This is a genomic window from Mesorhizobium sp. WSM4845 (assembly GCF_055811455.1).
Window position 1 is genome coordinate 165,387 of record NZ_JBVVQA010000010.1, and the last position, 16,012, is coordinate 181,398.

Sequence of the window (16,012 nt, forward strand, 5' to 3'; positions counted from 1 at the left end):
CGCGGTGACGGATGGCGACCGGCATTCACCGCTGGTGATTGGCGAAAGCCGAAGCGGCCGCCTCGCCGACGGCGCTGCTCCGGAGTGTTGTTGGGCATGCCCGCTGCCAGGTCGCTCAAATGTGACAGCAAGTTAAGGCGACATCCAACGCAACCCGTGGTAACCGCCCTGCCTGTCGGCTTGCCCGGTCGGCAACAATCGAATCCGGACGCGCTCCATGAACCGCACCATTCCGCTTATCCTGGCGGTCGCCCTTTTCATGGAAAACATGGATTCGACCGTTATCGCAACGTCGCTGCCGGCGATCGCCGTCGACCTCCAGACCAGCCCGGTGGCGCTCAAGCTGGCGCTGACCGCCTATCTGGTATCGCTGGCGGTGTTCATTCCGATCAGCGGCTGGATGGCCGACCATTTTGGCGCCAAGACCGTGTTTCGCGCCGCGATTGCCGTGTTCATCGTCGGATCGGTCGCTTGCGCGGCGTCGAATTCGCTGCCGGCCTTCGTGGTCTCACGCTTCCTGCAAGGCATTGGCGGCGCCATGATGACGCCGGTGGGACGGCTGGTGCTGGTGCGCGCCACGCCGAAGAGCGAGCTCGTCGCCGCGATGTCGTGGCTGACCGTTCCGGCATTGGTCGGGCCGCTCGTCGGGCCGCCGGTCGGCGGTTTCATCACCACCTATTTCAGCTGGCACTGGATCTTCCTGATCAATGTGCCGATCGGGCTGATCGGCATCTGGCTGGCCACGCGCTTCCTGCCGGAGACCGAAGCGGCGCCAACGCCGCCGCTCGATTTCATCGGCTTCGTGCTGAGCGGCCTGGCGGCATCGGGCATCGTTTTCGGCCTGTCGGTGGTCAGCCTGCCGGCCTTGCCGCCGATTGCCGGCTTCCTCACCGTGGCTGTCGGGCTGGTTTCTGCCGTGCTTTACCTCCTGCATGCGCGCCGCGCCAAAAATCCGCTGCTGGCGCTCGAACTGTTCCGCAACCAGGTGTTCCGCGCCTCGGTCCTCGGCGGCGGGCTGTTCCGCATCGGCATCGGCGCCGTACCCTTCCTTTTGCCGCTGATGTTCCAAATCGGCTTCGGGCTGACGCCGTTCCAGTCGGGAATGATCACCTTCGTGGCGGCGATCGGCGCCATCGGCATGAAATTCGTCACCGCGCTGATCTTCCGGGTCGCCGGCTTCCGCCGCGTGCTGATCTTCGGCTCGCTGATCGCGGCGGCGTCGATTGCCATCAACGGCCTGCTGACGCCCGAGACGCCATATCTGCTGATCCTCGCCGCCATGCTCGCCGGCGGCTTCATCCGCTCGATGTTCTTCACCGGCATCAACGCGCTAGCCTATGCCGAGATTTCGACCGCCGACACCAGCAGGGCAACGCCGATCGCCGCAGTGTTCCAGCAACTGTCGATCGCGCTCGGCGTGGCGCTGGCCGGCGGCATTCTGGAAGTGTCGACGACAATCCATGGCGGGGCGCTGACGCTGAGCGACTTCCACATCGCGTTCTTCATTGTCGCGGCGGTGTCGGCCGCCGCATCGCTGTCATTCATGCGGCTGGCGCCCGATGCCGGCAACGCCGTATCGGGACATGGCGGGCTGACGGCGCCGAAGACGCTGGGTGGGTCCACCGGGATCGTAGGCTCTCTCCCTTCTCCCCTTGTGGGAGAAGGTGGATCGGCGCGCAGCGCCGAGACGGTTGAGAGTGTTGGACGGAATGAGGCGTTGGTGATTTTGCCGATGTATACGAGAGTTTGCGTCAAGCTGGAGCACCCCTCATCCCACCGAGCTTCGCTCGGCCACCTTCTCCCACAAGGGGAGAAGGAAAGGACGCTAACCCTTAAAATCCTTCGCCAGCAGATAAAGCTCCACCGACTCGTCGCGCGAGGCCGGCGGTTTGACGTGGTGGACCGAGCGGAAATTCTGCTTGAGCCTGGCGAGCAATTCGTTCTCGGCGCCGCCCTGGAAAGTCTTGGCGAGGAAATGGCCGCCCGGCTTCAGCACCGAGAGGGCGAAATCGGCGGCCACCTCGCACAGATACATGGTGCGGATGTGATCGGTCCGGCGATGGCCGGTGGTGGGTGCGGCCATGTCGGACAAAACGATGTCCGGTTGGCCGCCGAGCGTTTCGGCGAGCTTTTGCGGCGCCTGCGGGTCGAGAAAATCCATCAACAGCACCGGCGCGCCGGGCACCGCGTCCATTTCCAGATAGTCGATGCCGACGACATGCGGGTGTTCGGCCGTCGATTTCGTGCGCGCGGCGGCGACCTGGCACCAGCCGCCGGGTGCCGCGCCAAGGTCGATGACTTTCATGCCGGGCTTGAGCAGATGGTGCTTGTCGTCGATCTCGATCAGCTTGTAGGCCGCGCGCGAGCGGTAGCCGTCGGCCTTGGAACGCTGGACATAGGGGTCGTTGATGTGGCGCTGCAGCCAGCGGCGCGACGATTCCTTCAGGCCGCTTTTCTTCTTGATCCGCGTCTTCAGCACGCGAATGCCGGCAGAGCCTGGTTTTTCCGGTTTCCTGGTCATTGCCTGACTTCTTGTTTGAGCATGATATTTTCCGAAAACCGGTTGCCACTTTTCGCTGACGCGGTTCTGCGGTTCGGGATCATGCATTCTGGTCTGAGCATGATCTTTTCCGAAAACCGGCTGCCACTTTTCGGGATCATGCTCTGCCCCGCCCATTGTTGCGCCAGACACCGTCGTCGGCCATCAATTCGCTCAATATGCCCTCGCGCAGGCCGCGGTCGGCGACGCGCAGCCGCTCCGACGGCCACACCGCGCGGATCGCTTCCAGGATGGCGCAGCCGGCCAGCACCAGATCGGCGCGATCGGCGCCGATGCAAGGATTGGCGACGCGCTGCTGAAAATCCCAGCCGACCAGTTTTTCGACCATGCGGTCGACGCTGTCGCGATCCATCCAAAGCCCGTCGACGCGACGGCGGTCGTAGCGGTCCAGGTCGAGGTGGACGCCGGCCAGCGTCGTCACCGTGCCCGAGGTGCCGAGCAAGTGGAATTTCGGGCTGGCGAGCACATGGCTCAGCCGGTCGCGCCCGTCGAAGGCGTGCAGGCGCACAGCCACATCCTCGACCATGGCGGCAAAGATCTCACGGGTGACGGCGCGGCCGCCGAAGCGCTCGGCCAGCGAGACGACGCCGACCGGCAGCGACGTCCAGGAGACGATGTGGTTTGCGAGCCTCGGCGAGCGGTGGCCGGTGAGATCGATCAGCGCGATTTCCGAGGAGCCGCCGCCGATATCGAACAGGACGACGCCTTGCGTGTCGCGGTCGACCAGCGAGCCGCAGCCCGACACCGCCAGCCGCGCCTCGGTCTGGCGGTCGATGATCTCGAGTTTCAACCCCGCCTCGCGCTCGACGCGGTCGAGGAACTCGGCGCCGTTGGCGGCCGTGCGGCAGGCTTCGGTGGCGATCAGCCGGGCCTTCCTGATCTTGCGGTTGCGCAATTTGTCACCGCAGATCTTCAGCGCCTCGACCGCACGGTCCATCGCCGGCTGCCCGAGCCGGCCATTGGCGGTGAGGCCCTCGCCCAGCCTGACGATGCGCGAGAAAGCGTCGATGACGCGGAACTGGCCGTGGCGCGTCGGCACCGCCACCAGCAGCCGGCAATTGTTGGTGCCAAGATCGAGTGCCGCAAACACCGGCAGTTCCTGCAGCGGCGGGCGGCGAGCAGCCGGCTCCGGCCGGCCTGGCGCAACCGACGGCAAGGCCGCGACGATCGCCGCGGGCGGGCGGCTGGCCGGAGCGCTGACAGCAGCAGACGCCACTCCGGCCGCAGCGAGGCGAGCGTCGTCGCGCGCAAAAACCTTGCGGCCGCGCCGGCGTTTGCGCCGCTTCCTGGTCTTGGCCTTCTGGCCATTCTGATGCTGGGACGCGTCGCCTGCCTGTCCCTGACCGGACCAAGGCTGCACCGGGCGGCCATTGTGCCGGCCGGTGGGTGGGCTTGCCTGGCCCGAAGGCGGCGGCGAAGCCCTGGACACGCCCACTTCCGGCGCGCCGGCGCCGGTGTCGTGGTCTTCCACTTCAGTTCCTTCCGGCGCCGCGCGAACCGGAGACCGGACGCAGCAGGCGCTTTCATGTGTTCCAAGTTGCCACCAGACTAGCAGCGCCGGGCCGGATCACCAAGAGCGCAGGGGTCGAATTTGTCGGCGGCATTGTCTCGCCGCTCCGCTCGGCCCAATGATGGCGGGACAGCGCCCCCCTCTGTCCTGCCGGACAGAGGGGGGCGCGAAGGATCGCTAGCCTTTCCTTCTCCCGCAGCAGCGCCTTGCCGGTTGAATAGCCGGCTTCGATAAGGCATTTCTGAAATGGCGGGTATGAAACATTCGAAATCGCGGGCAGTTTTCCTGACGCGAACCGAACGGGCAACGGGGCTGCAACGCATGATCGTCACGCCATGAACTGGAGGCGTTATTTCTGGCCGGTCGTCGGCGTTGCGGCGGTCGTCTTCTCGCTATGGCTGCTGCTGCACGAGCTGCGCGGCATCTCGCTCGACGACGTCTGGGACGGCATCGTCGCCATCCCTGCCCGCGGCTGGGTGCTCGCCGCGCTGAGCTCGGTCATCGCCTATGCGTCGCTGGCCGGCTACGATCACATCGCGCTCCTGCATATCGGCAAGAAAGTGTCGCGGCTGTTCGTCACCCTGTGCTCCTTCACCACCTACGCGCTGTCGCACAATATCGGCGGCTCGGTATTTTCAGGCGCGGTGATCCGCTACCGCGCTTACGGAACCAGGGGGCTGACCGGACAGGACGTCGGCATTCTGGTGGCGATCTGCTGGATTACCTTCGTGCTGTCGACGGTGTTGGTTTCAGGCATTGTGCTGGTGCTCGCGCCGGAGATCGTCGACCGTTTTTCCGGCACGCCGCATCATCGGCTTTCGCAGGCGGCGGGGCTCGCGATGCTGCTCGTGGTGGCGGCCTATGTCTTCGGCAGCTGGCTGCATCTCAGGCCATTGAAGATCGGAAGCTTCCAGGTCCATTATCCGGCGCTGCCGATCGTCGCGCGGCAATTGCTGATCGGCCCGATCGAGCTGCTGGCGGCGGCGGCGATCATCTTCTTCGCCCTGCCCGAAGCTGGCAATCCCGGATACTTCGTCGTGCTCGGCGTCTTCCTGATGTCGTTCTCGATCGCCCAGATCTCGCATGCGCCGGGCGGGCTCGGCGTGTTCGAGGTCGTCTTCCTGGCCGGCCTGTCGCATATGGATCCGGTCGGCGTGCTGGCAGCACTGCTGGTGTTCCGGCTGTTCTACCTGATCATCCCGCTGGTGATGGCGCTCGGCGTCGTGCTGTATTTCGAGCACTCGCAGCTCGGGCGAAGGGAGAATTGAGGGGCGGCTTTGAACCACGCCCTTATGAAATGTGCCGATTGAAATGCCTTCGGCAGGCTTGACTATTTTCCGACGGCGGCTACAAGGCACGCGCGGCGCCATCGTCGCCCTGCCGCGTGGTTTTCAACAGCCGCGCCTGCTGGGGAATAGGTTAACGGTAGACCCACGGACTCTGACTCCGTTAGTCCTGGTTCGAATCCAGGTTCCCCAGCCACTTGATATTAAAGCGATTTTCCCTTTTCATTGTTAGAACATTTCGTGTCAGTCGGACGCACGGTCGGGAATTTTTGTTCCCGTTTCGAGCTTGCGGATGGCGCTTTCGCCGAGCGCCGGATCGCGATTGAGGTAGTTGGAATCGAGGATCGCGTTGACGTCGCGCAGGCTATGGCCGGTGATCGTCGCGATCTCCGGCACGGTCGCGCCGACGATCGCCAGGCGCGTCACAGCCGTTCCGCGAATGTCATTGAAGGTCACGCCAACCACGCCGGCGCCGGCACAGGCCTTGCGCCAAGACGATCGAAAGCCGTCGGCTGTCCATGGCACATCGTCGCTGTTGAGCAGGATCTGGCCGGCCTTTCCACGCTGCGCATCAAGCGCAGCTTTCAAAGGCGCGCCGACCGGGATGACCACGCGGGTTCCGGTCTTGGATTGCTGCAGGCGGATGACCTTGCCATCATACTGCTGCCAGGTAAGGCGCAGCAGGTCGCCCTGGCGTTGGCCGGTCCACAAGGCGAGCGTAAGCGGCAAATGCAGATGCTTCGGCGCGTTGGCAAGGAATGCGGCCTCGTCCGCAGCGGTCCAAACGTTGGCCGCCCTGGTGCCGCGATAGAGGCGCCCGCCCTTCTCGCATGGGTTGGCCGAAACAAGGCCGCGACCATGCGCCCATGACAGGATCCGGGCAAGCACCTGCCAACCATAGTCAGCTTGCCGGCGAGAGGCCTTGGCGCGCTCGTCGCGCCATTCCATGAAGATGCCGCGCGTGCGGCGGTCGCTCATGCCCGACAGCGGGAAGTCGCCGAACTTCTTTTCAATGATCTTGATCAGCTTGACGTAGTCGTCCTGCGTGCGCGGCGCCAGGTCATCCCAATCCGAGCTGGCCTGAAATGCGTTCAATACGGAAAGCAGCACTCCCTGGCGCGGCTTGGCCTTGCTGGCGACGGCAGCGTTGTAGGCCGCCATAAATTCCGGATCTCCAGGCTTGCCTGGAAGCCGTGGGCCGCCCTTCCAAGCCCAGTAATAGGTAACGACGCTGCCATCGGCGAGCTGCTTGGTGCGGCTGTTCAGCCCTTTAAGACGAACGCGCATTGTCTCTCATCCACTTATCGACGGCGTTTTCAGGTTCGCTCGTCTGTGTGGCGGCGATGATGACGATCTTTCCGGTCGCCGGATCGATTTCGGCACGGCCGACCTGCATGCCGCCCTTGCTCGCCCCTTTGATGGCCCGCGATATGTCGGCAATCTTGAACTGGACGTTAGCCATCGTTCTCACCTTTGGAAGTTTAAGTGCGCGCGGCCGGCCGTCACGTCGGCCGCGCGCCAGGCAACCCGTGGCCGGGGCAGGAGAACCCCGGCGAGGCGATGTTGCGGCGGTTTCCATCCCGCGCCTCGTGCCGTTGATCCTGCCCGCATTTTCGAAGCCTTGCGGCCGGCGGGGACAGGCTGGACCTTCAGGGCGCGGCACGCCCCATGCTCACCCCCGCCTAGATAACCAGGCGCACCCGAGCGGTCGCCACGCCGCTGTCGGCAGCGGCAATCGCGATGCCAGCCACCGCATTCGCGCCGGCTGTGGTGCTGTCAACGGTCGTAATCACCTTGGCGTCATCGTCCCAGTAGACCGGCGCGCCGAACGTGACGCTGACGGCCGCCTTTGGCAGATCGAACACGCCGACGGTCGCGAGCTCGAAGTCCTCGCCTTCGGCCGCGTCGGTGGATGCGACGCCGAACAGGCTGTCGAAAAGAACACCGTCACCGGAACTTACGCCGCCGGCAGGCGCGGTTGCGGTGATGACGTTGCCGGCCTGGACATAATTTTTCATTGTCAGCTTTCCTTCTGAGAGATGTAGATCCTGCGCACGCGAGGCCTGCCCTCGAGCGCCGCGATCTGGCGCTCGAGGTCGGCGATCGCCGTGGCGATTTCGGCATCGGGCCGGAACTCGGTCGAGGTCTCGCCGTGTCGGACCGTGCGTACGCCCGTCGCGCGGGCCTTGCGCAGCGCCTCGAGCCTCGACTGAAGTTCCTGCAGCGTGGCCATCAGGTCGCGTCGCCCTCGTTCATGAACCAGGAACGGTAGTCGAGGAACGCCGCGCCGAAATCGAGGCGCACCTTGACCTCGACGCCGTCGACCTCGAAGCCGGCGCGCGTTTCGGTCTGCGGCCCTTCGGCGCCCTGCAGGTAGGCATATTCCAGCCCCTCGATGACAGCCGGATCGGCGGCCACATACCAGCGCGTCGCCGAGGACAGGCGGGCCTCGACCAGCAGTTCGAGCTTGCCGCTGAACGGATTGACGTCGGCGACCGATGCAGCCTGGATCAATGCCAGCACCGCTTCGGCAGCGGTCTCGGCTTCCGGCGGCACCAGCAGGAACTTCGGCGTGACGTTGATGCGTCGCCCCGACAGACCCGTCTGCTTGCGCATGGCGAGCCGTGCGGCATCGAGGCCGTAGTAGCGCGGCGGATTGGCGCCGTTGAAGTCGACCGGATCCTCGGCGAGGTTGCCGTGGGTGGCATGGAAGAGGCGCAGGCCATCGCCCATCAGAGGACCCAGGCCCGCCCCCGATTCGAGCAGGTCGACCAAGAATTGCGCTTCGAAATCGGCAGAGGCCATCCCCATCTTCGATGCCAGGTCGGTGAACGCGCCGAGATCGTCGTTGATGATCGCCTTGCGCGACAGGCCGACGATCTTGCCGAACGTGTCGATACGGTAGCTCTCGCCGGCCTCGGCCATGGTCCCGTATTTGTACTCACCATGCTCGTTTACCTTTTCCAGCGTCGGCGCCTCGCCGAGCTGCACTTGCGTCTTGGCGCGGAAGTCGCGGGCCGTCGTCTGCTTTGCCACGCGCTTCAGCGTCGCCGGCGCGGCCTCGTAGGCGGTGCGCAGCGAGCGGTTGGCGGTGTCGGCGAAGATCAGCGGGAAGTCCGAGGTGGTGTGCAGGGCGCGCGTGATCGTCTCCGCCGGCGAGAGGCCGGTGGTGGAGAGGCCGCGCATGCGCATGGTTTCGCGGGCCATGTCGAGCGTCGTAAGACCGACATAGGGCCGCGCCTGGTCGGAAAGCTTGTGCGCGGGATTGGCGCGCAGATAGAGCGCCTCGCCCATGCGTGCGGCGATGACTTCCGGTGCCGCGTCCAGCGTGGCGCCGACGCTCGCCCGCGGCGCAGGCCGCTGGCGCTGCGTCTGGACGCGCTGGAAGGCCTCGGCGCGCGCCTCGTCGATCGTCGCCTCGCGGTCGATCAGCGTGTCGGAGAAATCCGCGCCGAGCTCGAACGTGGCGGCGATCGCGCGGATCTCCTGATTGACGGCGGCACGGGTCACGACCGGTGCCGGTGCGGGAGCCGGCGCAGGTGCGGGTGCAGGTGCGGGAGCCGGCGCGGGCGCCGGAACGATGATCGGATCCATTTGCGTTCCTCGTGTTGTTGCGCCGGCATCAGCGCCGACTGGTACCAGGGAAATTTCCTGCGGCTGCCACCTGGTGATGGTGCGGGTCCGCTGCCCGGCCGCGTCGACACTGTCGACGAAGTCGATGACGCCATACGCAACAGACGCATTGGCGATAATGCCGGCGACCACGTCCTGCCAGATCGCCTCGGCGCGCTTGGAAAACTCTACCGTCATGATCAGTTCGCCGGCGGCGATCCGCGCCGCCCGGACAACGCCGAGCTGGCGATCGAGACCGTCCTGGCGATGGCTGTCGAGCAGCGGCATGGTGGCGATGCGGGAAAGGTCGACCGCAGCGGTCGTGACCTTCAGCACCTCGACGAACGGACCGGCCATGTCCATGCGACGAACCGGCGCGCCGGTCGATGCGGTCAGCTCGACCGTGCGCGCGTTGATGTCGATCGAGCGCGGGCGGAAGGACACCGCAGCACGAAGCTGGAGGTTCTCAATTCCCATTCGCAGCGCCTCCGTCGCCTGGTGCCGACTTCGGCGCCGGCGCGATTTTCAGCCGCTCCATGCGCGCCTGGTCGGCGGCGATCTCGCGATCGAGATCCTCGATGTCGAGGCCCTGCTCGGCGACCACCTGGGCGCGCGATGTCAGGCGGTTGTCGATTTCGAGGATGGCAGCCTGGGCGTCCTTCAGCGGATCGACCCAATCCCATTTCGGCGGCAGCCATTTTACCGCCAAAAAATCATCCTTGCCGGCCTGGAAGGCCGCCGCCGAGATGCGGCCGGACAGCACCTGCCAGAGCAGGAAGCGCCGCCACGTCGGACGGCACAGCTGGAACACGATGACCTGGTGCTGCACGGTCGCGGCGAAGCGCCGGAATTCCAGCAAGGCCGCCCGGGCAGAGCTATAGTTCACCTGGCTGTAGTCTCCGGAAACCTGTTCGAAGGCGAGGCCGCTGGCCAAGGCGATCATGCGCAGCATCGACGACACGAAGGCCGGCACGTTGCCGGCGTCCGGCGGCTCGGAAAACCGGATGTCCTGGCCGGGATCGAGCGTGAACATCGCGCCGGGTTCAAGCACAGCGTCCAGCTCGGAACCGGTCTGCTCGCCATCGTAGGGCAGCGGCTCGCCGTCCGGCGAGGTGATGAAACCTGTGTGAAGGGCCGAAACCCTGGCGCGCTGCAGCATGGCGTCGATCAGCGCTTCGAGCGTCTTAGCCGTCATCAGCACCGGCGCGAGCCAGCTCAGACCGCGCACCTGGCCGGCGAACAGCGGCTTGAACATGTGGATCACATCACTCGCCGGCCAGCGTTCGGCGGGAAGCGCCAGGCCGGCGAGTGCATCGCCCGCAAGAGCGGGGCGAATCCAGTAGGCCGCGACGCGGCCGAAGACGTCGAACTCGACGCCTTGGTTGATGAGCCGGCCGCTGTCGAGCCGCATCGTCTTCGAACGGTCGAGCTGCTCCGGATGCAGCCGGCGCAGCTGCGGCGTGCCGGAGGCGGCGTCGGCCGTCCAGATCGCCAAGCCCTCGCCGAGCACGACCATATCGCGCGTCAGACCGAGCTGAATTCCGAAGAAATCGCAGCGGCCATCTGCGTCGGCCTGATCGACCCAGGCGGCGAAGGACCGCGCCAGCGCGGTGCGCACGCCCTCCGTGGGGTGCGCAGGGCGCGGCACGATGCCGGTGCCGACCAGCTGATCAGGCATCACCTGGGCGATACGGGCGCCGGTGGCGTGATTGAGCGCGAAGTGCGATGCGCGCGAAGCGACGATGCCGGCGCCGGCGGCGACGTAGGAGGCCTCCGCGCGCGGCTGCGGGATCTCGCGCCAGCGCCGCGTGCTGCCGGCGGCGTCGAGGCCGCGAAAGGCCTGAATGGCTGCCTTGGCGCGGTCAAGGATCGACATCAGATGTCCTCGCCCAGCAAATTCTTGAGCCGGACCTCAAGATTGTCGAGGTGTATGACCGTGATTATTTCGACGTTTGCATCCGCCACGAATTCGGGAAGCGCACTCAGGCGAATGATCCTCTCCATCCAGCTGCTGCTATGAGCAAGGACGGGCTTGCCTGTCGCCGCGTCATTGACCGCAAGCGCTATCCAGCCCTGCCAGGCGACAAACACTGCCGGCTCATCCTTGAAACCGTGCAACGAAAACTGCGTGAGCGTGCCGGCCTGGTCTACCGGCAAGCCCGCTTCAACAAGTGCCGCGCAAACCGCCAGACGCATGGTATCACCGAAGTCCCACTCGCGAGGCTTGCCAACAATCGGTTTATCAGGCGTCCGGAAATGGCCACGCGAAATCCACTGCTCGACACGTGAGCGGGAAATCCCGAGTGCCTTAGTGATCTGCTTAATCGAGAAAGTTGCCATTTTCATAAACCTCAGACACCGCGTCAGATGACTAGATACACAACCTCCGACACAGCGTCAATGGTAAGGCCGCTCGCTCACATCAGATAAGGTTGAGCCCCTATCCCCGATCTCCAGATTTGCCGGCGAGAAGAGCAGGTCATGCACTGCGGGCACTTGGGATCAGGTCATCGCCTTGATGTCGTCGACAAGGCTTTTGAGGATTTCAACCTCCAGATCCTCGGCATCGGTGTAGTCGCGCTCGCGAACCCGGACCTTCACGGCCAGGCCTTCAATGGTTTTGGCCTTGGTCTTCATGACCTTCTCGCGCGCGCGGCCGAAAGCTGCGGCCATATTCTCCTCCTTCTTTTCCGCCTTTGCGATGCGGGACCTGAGACGCGCCGTTCGGTCCGTGGCCTTGTTCCATCGATCGCTCGCAGCGTTGAATTCGGCTTCGAGCCCGAGAAGCTTTGCGTCGGGGTTGCGCCTGATCGTCTTGACCATCACGCCGCCTCACTAGCGTCACTCTGGAAAACCAGCGACGCATCCTCTTTAGACAGACCGCATCCGCGTTCGAACCAAGCGGCTAGGAAAGCGTTCTTCATGTCCATTTCCGACAGGGACTTCGGCCGGTAGCCAAACACCGCTTTGACGGCCTTATTGCAGGCCTGGCCGCAGCGCTCGTAGAGTTTGAGTGCCTCGTTCTTCACTTGGTCGTCAGCATATTGCTCGTCCAGGGCAATCCACCGGTTCACCAAAACCAGTTCCTCCGCCTCCTTCATGTGGAAATCTGCGATCAACTCGGCGAGCTGCGAATGGGCTTCGACAGCGCCGGTCGGTGAGACCATCAGGGATGCGGCGATGGCGGTGGTGGCGCCAACCATGGTGCGACGGTTGATCTGGACGTTCATAGCCGTGTGATCGGCTTCGGGCGCTATTGCCAGCCCCATCGAGCCGATGAATATGCGACGAAGCAAGCCTTCGGCGGCTGCCGCAAGATGTGCGTTCGGCATTTGGTTTTCTCCATTGAGCGAAAAGAATTACCATGATAGGTTTCGCTCAATCTGATCTGTATGTCAATAGGTTTCGATCACAGTGAGCGAAAGCAATCAAATCACCGGCAGGCAAATCGCGGCGGCTAGGGCGCTGGCGGGGATTGGGCAGGCTGATCTCGCGGCATCATCGTCAGTTTCCATTCCAACACTGCGACGGATGGAGGCCAGCGCCGGCCCGGCTTCAGGTCTGCCGAACAATGTGGCGGCCGTCCGCCGCGCGCTCGAAGCCGCAGGCGTGATTTTCGTTGACGAGAATGGCGAAGGGCCAGGCGTGCGACTACGGAAGGCGCGCTAATCCGGGGTATCGATTCGGGCCAATCTTGCCCAATCAACGGGTTGCGCCGGGCTTTATCCCCTGTTTCCACAAGGAAAATTAATGTCAACCGGGAATGATTCACAGATTGTTACATCTGTGGAAAACACGCCTATCAGATTGAAATGGTTAACGTTTTCTTGAAAATGAGACCAAAACCGGAACAAACAAGCCGTTGATAGGCCGGACCGAGTGCTTGACGGGTGACTCCCGTTCAATAGGCTCGATGTTGACTTGTGGTTTGAAAGAAGCCGTCGTGGTTTAGCCTCCCCCGACGGCCTCTCAAAATCACATCCTGCTCAGTGTGTTCCAAGGCGCAGGAAGCGGCCCCTTTGGACCGGGACACAGTGTCCCGTTCCGCCACGCCGGTCAAGCCTTGGGACGTTCCGAAACTGTGAAGGAACTTCTCCAATGGACGAAATACCTCCCCCGAGCAAGCAACCGCTCAGCTTTAAGGACGCCGTGGTGGCATGGGCGCTTCGCCGACGAGGCTGGCATCAGCACCAGATCGCCGCGCGATTCGGCGTCAACTCGGCCCGGATCAATGACATCCTGAAAGAGCGCAAGCACGTCGGCAGCAAGGATGCGCCCGACGAGTTCGAGCACTAGGCCATACGGCTTTCTATGCTGGCGCGCCTAGGCGCGCCAGCACACCCTGCCCGTTGTACACGCGCCACCAGCAAGCGCCCTACCAAGGCCACCAGGTCATCGCCAGCACGACGGCAAAGGCCAGCGCGAAGGCCAGCCAGGCGGTCATTCTTTCTTGCCGCCTGGCAGCACTGTCAGTTGCGTCGGCCGCCTGTCAGTGAGGATCAACATGGCCTCGGCGTTCTTCAGGCCCTCGACCCACGGCCGGATCATCTCCAGCACGTCGGGCATGATCTGCTGCTCGCCGTCGCCGCGTTCTATGGCGTCGTTAAAGGCGCAGGCGATGAACCCGTGCATGTGGGCGATAGCCAATTGTGCCGGTGAGCACTCGCGCGCCTCCAACATGGGCATTGTGACCTGGTGCGCGAACTGCTTCGTCACGTGCTTGCGCCATGCGTCGTTTTCGCCCTCGAAGGGACCGAGGTCTGGGTTGGGAAACGTCATAGCCGACCCGGCCTACGGCCAGCGCTCAGGAGCGAATGCTTGATGGCGAACCGATGCATCGCGCCGGCCACCTCGTCGTCGGCCATCGTCTGGAAAACCGTCTTGGAATCCGGGAAATGGATATTGACCGGTGTCCTCCCAGCCGACGAGGCCGCCAGCGCAGGCACCATGCCGCCGGCGGCAAAGCGCGGGATCTGCATCGATCGGTTGAAGTTGTCGACGACGCCGCCGAGCCTGAAGCCGCGAAAGCCCTCCATCGCAGGCAGAAAGCCGTTGTTGAGCTTATGGAAGAAATCGACGCCGAGCTGCCGCACCACTTTCGCCTGGATGACGTATTCGCCTGCGCTGAGGCGCGCCAGGATCGAATCGGTGCGCGGCCCGCCGGGTCCACGAACCGAGCCGCCGGCGGCGAAGCCCTGAGTAGTCGACGATCCGCTGCCCGAATCCCCGCCACCAAGGCCGGCGAGCTGCTTCGCGAATGCAATCGCCGATTTGATTTTCGAAATCACGCTATCGACCAGCGAAGAGACGCGGCCAAGAATTCTTTGAGCAATGCCGACAATGCCGTCGAGGATCGCGCCGATGCGCTGGGTGATGCCCGAGAAGGCGCCGACGATGCGGTCAACGATCTGGCCTGCGATTGCACCGAGCCGATCGACCAGGCCGCCCCACGCCGAGGCTATGGCCTCGACGATCCCGTTGAAGGCGTCCACCGCCATCTGCCGGCCGGCCTCGAAGGCGCCGACGATCCGCGACCACAGATCGGTCGCGCCCTGCTCGATCGCGCCCCAGGCGCCAGCGGCGCCGTCTTTGATGGATTGCCAGGCAATCTCGGCGCCGGCGACGATCTCGTCCCAAAAGACGGCGATGGCGATGCCGGCGGCAAGCGCCGCTGCTGCGATGGCGACCGCGGCACCGCCGATCAGGCCTATGCCTGCAACAACAACGCCGATCGCTGATCCGAGGGCCGTGAAAACCCCAAGCAGCTGCAGCAGCGCGGCGCCGAGCGCGAGCTCTCCGCCGGTGATGTCGGTGCCGAAGATCGAGTTGATCTGCTCGGCAACAAATTGCGCGCCTTCCCGCAGCGCCGTGAAAACCGGCAGGACAACCCCGTTAAAGACGCCCGAGACATCCCGGCCGAACTGGACGATCGCCGCCGACCAATCCCGGATCCACGGGTTCTTGATGTTCTGGGTGTTGCCGCTCAGGATGTGCAGGAGATCGCCGAGCACGCCGGCGGTGAGCTGGGCCACCTTCTGGCCGAACGCCACGATCGCCTCGCGGTTCGCGTTGATCTCATCGCGAAGGCCGGCCGCAAGCGCGGTGATGATCGGCGCGAACAGCAGGCCGAATTGGACGCGGACACCCCTGGCCGCCTTCCCGAGTTCCGTCAACGTGTCGTTGAAGTCCTCAGCGAGGACGGACTGCGCCTTGGTGAAGACCAACCCGGTGCGCTCGGCTTCCTTGCCGAGGTCGATGAGCCCCTGCTTCCCCGCATTAAGGAACGGCAGCAGTTCGGCGCCGGCCTTGCCGAACAGTTCGATCGCCAGTGCGCTTTTCAAGGCACCATCGGGCATCCGCGAAAACGCCTCGGCGACATCCTGCAGAATCGCCTCATTCGAGCGCAGCCTGCCGTTGGCGTCCTTGAGCGCGACGCCGAGCCTGGAAAAGATGTTGGGTACCGGCTTGGCGGCGGTCGCGGCGTCCTTGACCGCCTTGCCGAAGCGGGTGACCTTGACGCCGCTGGTGTCCAGCGCCTTGCCGGCCTTGCCGGTTTCCGCCGCTGCGTCGGCGATGGCCTTGTTCAAGCGACCCATGCCGGCGGTGAATTGTTCCTGAGACACGTCGGCGAGATCGGCGGCGTGCGCGAGCCGCCCATAGGCCTCGACCTGCAGGCCGGTCTTCTGCGCCGCCTTGCCGGCCGCATCGGCGGCATCGGCGCCGGATTTCGCGAGACCGAACAGTGCGGCGCCGCCGGCTCCAGCCGCAGCCGTGAGCGCGGTTCCGAGCACCGCCAGGCGCTTGCCGACGGTGCTGATGTCGCTGACGAACTTGTCGAGCTTGGCCTTTGCAGCGGCGACCTGAATCTGCCTGAACGCCTTCTCGCCAGCAGCACCCAGCGCCTTGAGCTGGGCCTCGATGTCCTTGCCGCCATCGAGGGCGATGCGTTGTTTGATGGTTTTCTGGGCCATTTTTGATAGTCCTCTTCAACTGTAGGTTGGCTCTTTAGTCATTGTTTAGGCTCACTGTTTAGCCAGTTTAGGC

General features: G+C 64.3%; 16 protein-coding genes, 1 tRNA gene and 1 pseudogene. 5 read left to right on the forward strand and 13 right to left on the reverse strand.

What is annotated here, in order from left to right; all coding sequences use genetic code 11:
- Positions 1-217: 217 nt before the first annotated feature.
- Positions 218-1,612: pseudogene (locus AC0L2C_RS14455) on the forward strand (MFS transporter); the annotation flags it as partial.
- A gap of 213 nt (positions 1,613-1,825) precedes the next feature.
- On the opposite strand, the gene AC0L2C_RS14460 reads toward AC0L2C_RS14455, so the two are convergent.
- Entirely contained in the window at positions 1,826-2,521 is a 696-nt protein-coding gene (locus tag AC0L2C_RS14460) for an RlmE family RNA methyltransferase (protein ID WP_027154665.1), read from the reverse strand.
- 136 nt (positions 2,522-2,657) lie between these two features.
- The gene (locus tag AC0L2C_RS14465) at positions 2,658-4,031 is read right to left on the reverse strand and encodes a Ppx/GppA phosphatase family protein (protein ID WP_473523628.1); all 1,374 of its coding nucleotides are present in this window, start codon (positions 4,029-4,031) and stop codon (positions 2,658-2,660) included.
- Between the two features lie 374 nt (positions 4,032-4,405).
- Here AC0L2C_RS14465 and AC0L2C_RS14470 point away from each other — a divergent pair, with 374 nt between their 5' ends.
- Both AC0L2C_RS14470 and AC0L2C_RS14475 read left to right on the forward strand, forming a co-directional pair.
- The gene (locus AC0L2C_RS14470; RefSeq protein ID WP_473523629.1) at positions 4,406-5,338 is read left to right on the forward strand and encodes a lysylphosphatidylglycerol synthase domain-containing protein; all 933 of its coding nucleotides are present in this window, start codon (positions 4,406-4,408) and stop codon (positions 5,336-5,338) included.
- Between the two features lie 140 nt (positions 5,339-5,478).
- A tRNA-Gln gene (locus AC0L2C_RS14475) sits at positions 5,479-5,552 on the forward strand.
- A 47-nt stretch (positions 5,553-5,599) separates the two neighbouring features.
- On the opposite strand, the gene AC0L2C_RS14480 is transcribed toward AC0L2C_RS14475, so the two are convergent.
- The 9 genes from AC0L2C_RS14480 to AC0L2C_RS14520 all read right to left on the reverse strand — a co-directional run bounded on the left by AC0L2C_RS14480 (position 5,600) and on the right by AC0L2C_RS14520 (position 12,198).
- A complete protein-coding gene (locus tag AC0L2C_RS14480; protein ID WP_473523630.1) occupies positions 5,600-6,643 on the reverse strand; it encodes a tyrosine-type recombinase/integrase in 1,044 nt (347 codons plus the stop codon).
- Positions 6,627-6,818: a hypothetical protein gene (locus AC0L2C_RS14485; RefSeq protein ID WP_473523631.1), complete on the reverse strand. Its 192-nt coding sequence runs from the start codon at positions 6,816-6,818 to the stop codon at positions 6,627-6,629. The genes AC0L2C_RS14480 and AC0L2C_RS14485 overlap by 17 nt, the downstream gene beginning before the upstream one ends.
- 220 nt (positions 6,819-7,038) lie before the next feature.
- Entirely contained in the window at positions 7,039-7,374 is a 336-nt protein-coding gene (locus tag AC0L2C_RS14490) for a DUF2190 family protein (RefSeq protein WP_473523632.1), read from the reverse strand.
- 2 nt (positions 7,375-7,376) lie between these two features.
- Positions 7,377-7,589: a phage head-tail joining protein gene (locus tag AC0L2C_RS14495; protein WP_473523633.1), complete on the reverse strand. Its 213-nt coding sequence runs from the start codon at positions 7,587-7,589 to the stop codon at positions 7,377-7,379.
- On the reverse strand, positions 7,589-9,445 hold the full coding sequence (locus AC0L2C_RS14500; protein ID WP_473523634.1) for a prohead protease/major capsid protein fusion protein: 1,857 nt from the start codon (positions 9,443-9,445) through the stop codon (positions 7,589-7,591). Before AC0L2C_RS14500 ends, AC0L2C_RS14495 begins: the two co-directional genes overlap by 1 nt.
- Positions 9,435-10,844, reverse strand: coding sequence for a phage portal protein (locus AC0L2C_RS14505; RefSeq protein ID WP_473523635.1), 1,410 nt, complete (start codon positions 10,842-10,844; stop codon positions 9,435-9,437). Before AC0L2C_RS14505 ends, AC0L2C_RS14500 begins: the two co-directional genes overlap by 11 nt.
- Complete coding sequence (locus tag AC0L2C_RS14510; protein ID WP_473523636.1) at positions 10,844-11,308, reverse strand: helix-turn-helix domain-containing protein; 465 nt, start codon at positions 11,306-11,308, stop codon at positions 10,844-10,846. The genes AC0L2C_RS14505 and AC0L2C_RS14510 overlap by 1 nt, the downstream gene beginning before the upstream one ends.
- A gap of 162 nt (positions 11,309-11,470) precedes the next feature.
- On the reverse strand, positions 11,471-11,791 hold the full coding sequence (locus tag AC0L2C_RS14515; RefSeq protein ID WP_473523637.1) for a hypothetical protein: 321 nt from the start codon (positions 11,789-11,791) through the stop codon (positions 11,471-11,473).
- Positions 11,791-12,198, reverse strand: coding sequence for a hypothetical protein (locus AC0L2C_RS14520; RefSeq protein WP_473523638.1), 408 nt, complete (start codon positions 12,196-12,198; stop codon positions 11,791-11,793). The genes AC0L2C_RS14515 and AC0L2C_RS14520 overlap by 1 nt, the downstream gene beginning before the upstream one ends.
- A 184-nt stretch (positions 12,199-12,382) precedes the next feature.
- Between AC0L2C_RS14520 and AC0L2C_RS14525 the strand changes: the two genes are divergently transcribed.
- Positions 12,383-12,637 carry a transcriptional regulator gene (locus AC0L2C_RS14525; protein WP_473523639.1) on the forward strand — a complete coding sequence of 85 codons (255 nt, stop codon included), beginning with the start codon at positions 12,383-12,385 and terminating at the stop codon, positions 12,635-12,637.
- A 429-nt stretch (positions 12,638-13,066) separates the two neighbouring features.
- Positions 13,067-13,264 (forward strand): helix-turn-helix domain-containing protein, encoded by a 198-nt coding sequence (locus tag AC0L2C_RS14530; RefSeq protein ID WP_473523640.1) that lies wholly within the window; start codon positions 13,067-13,069, stop codon positions 13,262-13,264.
- A gap of 144 nt (positions 13,265-13,408) precedes the next feature.
- On the opposite strand, the gene AC0L2C_RS14535 is transcribed toward AC0L2C_RS14530, so the two are convergent.
- Both AC0L2C_RS14535 and AC0L2C_RS14540 read right to left on the reverse strand, forming a co-directional pair.
- A complete protein-coding gene (locus AC0L2C_RS14535) occupies positions 13,409-13,747 on the reverse strand; it encodes a hypothetical protein (RefSeq protein WP_473523641.1) in 339 nt (112 codons plus the stop codon).
- The gene (locus tag AC0L2C_RS14540) at positions 13,744-15,939 is read right to left on the reverse strand and encodes a phage tail tape measure protein (protein WP_473523642.1); all 2,196 of its coding nucleotides are present in this window, start codon (positions 15,937-15,939) and stop codon (positions 13,744-13,746) included. The genes AC0L2C_RS14535 and AC0L2C_RS14540 overlap by 4 nt, the downstream gene beginning before the upstream one ends.
- Positions 15,940-16,012: the final 73 nt, after the last annotated feature.

What these genes read in the sequence shown, in the direction of transcription:
- AC0L2C_RS14460 (WP_027154665.1), bottom strand. Translation starts at nt 2,521, where the DNA reads ATGACCAGGAAACCGGAAAAACCAGGCTCTGCCGGCATTCGCGTGCTG.
- AC0L2C_RS14470 (WP_473523629.1), top strand. Translation starts at nt 4,406, where the DNA reads ATGAACTGGAGGCGTTATTTCTGGCCGGTCGTCGGCGTTGCGGCGGTC.
- AC0L2C_RS14480 (WP_473523630.1), bottom strand. Translation starts at nt 6,643, where the DNA reads ATGCGCGTTCGTCTTAAAGGGCTGAACAGCCGCACCAAGCAGCTCGCC.
- AC0L2C_RS14485 (WP_473523631.1), bottom strand. Translation starts at nt 6,818, where the DNA reads ATGGCTAACGTCCAGTTCAAGATTGCCGACATATCGCGGGCCATCAAA.
- AC0L2C_RS14490 (WP_473523632.1), bottom strand. Translation starts at nt 7,374, where the DNA reads ATGAAAAATTATGTCCAGGCCGGCAACGTCATCACCGCAACCGCGCCT.
- AC0L2C_RS14495 (WP_473523633.1), bottom strand. Translation starts at nt 7,589, where the DNA reads ATGGCCACGCTGCAGGAACTTCAGTCGAGGCTCGAGGCGCTGCGCAAG.
- AC0L2C_RS14500 (WP_473523634.1), bottom strand. Translation starts at nt 9,445, where the DNA reads ATGGGAATTGAGAACCTCCAGCTTCGTGCTGCGGTGTCCTTCCGCCCG.
- AC0L2C_RS14505 (WP_473523635.1), bottom strand. Translation starts at nt 10,844, where the DNA reads ATGTCGATCCTTGACCGCGCCAAGGCAGCCATTCAGGCCTTTCGCGGC.
- AC0L2C_RS14510 (WP_473523636.1), bottom strand. Translation starts at nt 11,308, where the DNA reads ATGGCAACTTTCTCGATTAAGCAGATCACTAAGGCACTCGGGATTTCC.
- AC0L2C_RS14515 (WP_473523637.1), bottom strand. Translation starts at nt 11,791, where the DNA reads ATGGTCAAGACGATCAGGCGCAACCCCGACGCAAAGCTTCTCGGGCTC.
- AC0L2C_RS14520 (WP_473523638.1), bottom strand. Translation starts at nt 12,198, where the DNA reads ATGAACGTCCAGATCAACCGTCGCACCATGGTTGGCGCCACCACCGCC.
- AC0L2C_RS14530 (WP_473523640.1), top strand. Translation starts at nt 13,067, where the DNA reads ATGGACGAAATACCTCCCCCGAGCAAGCAACCGCTCAGCTTTAAGGAC.
- AC0L2C_RS14535 (WP_473523641.1), bottom strand. Translation starts at nt 13,747, where the DNA reads ATGACGTTTCCCAACCCAGACCTCGGTCCCTTCGAGGGCGAAAACGAC.
- AC0L2C_RS14540 (WP_473523642.1), bottom strand. Translation starts at nt 15,939, where the DNA reads ATGGCCCAGAAAACCATCAAACAACGCATCGCCCTCGATGGCGGCAAG.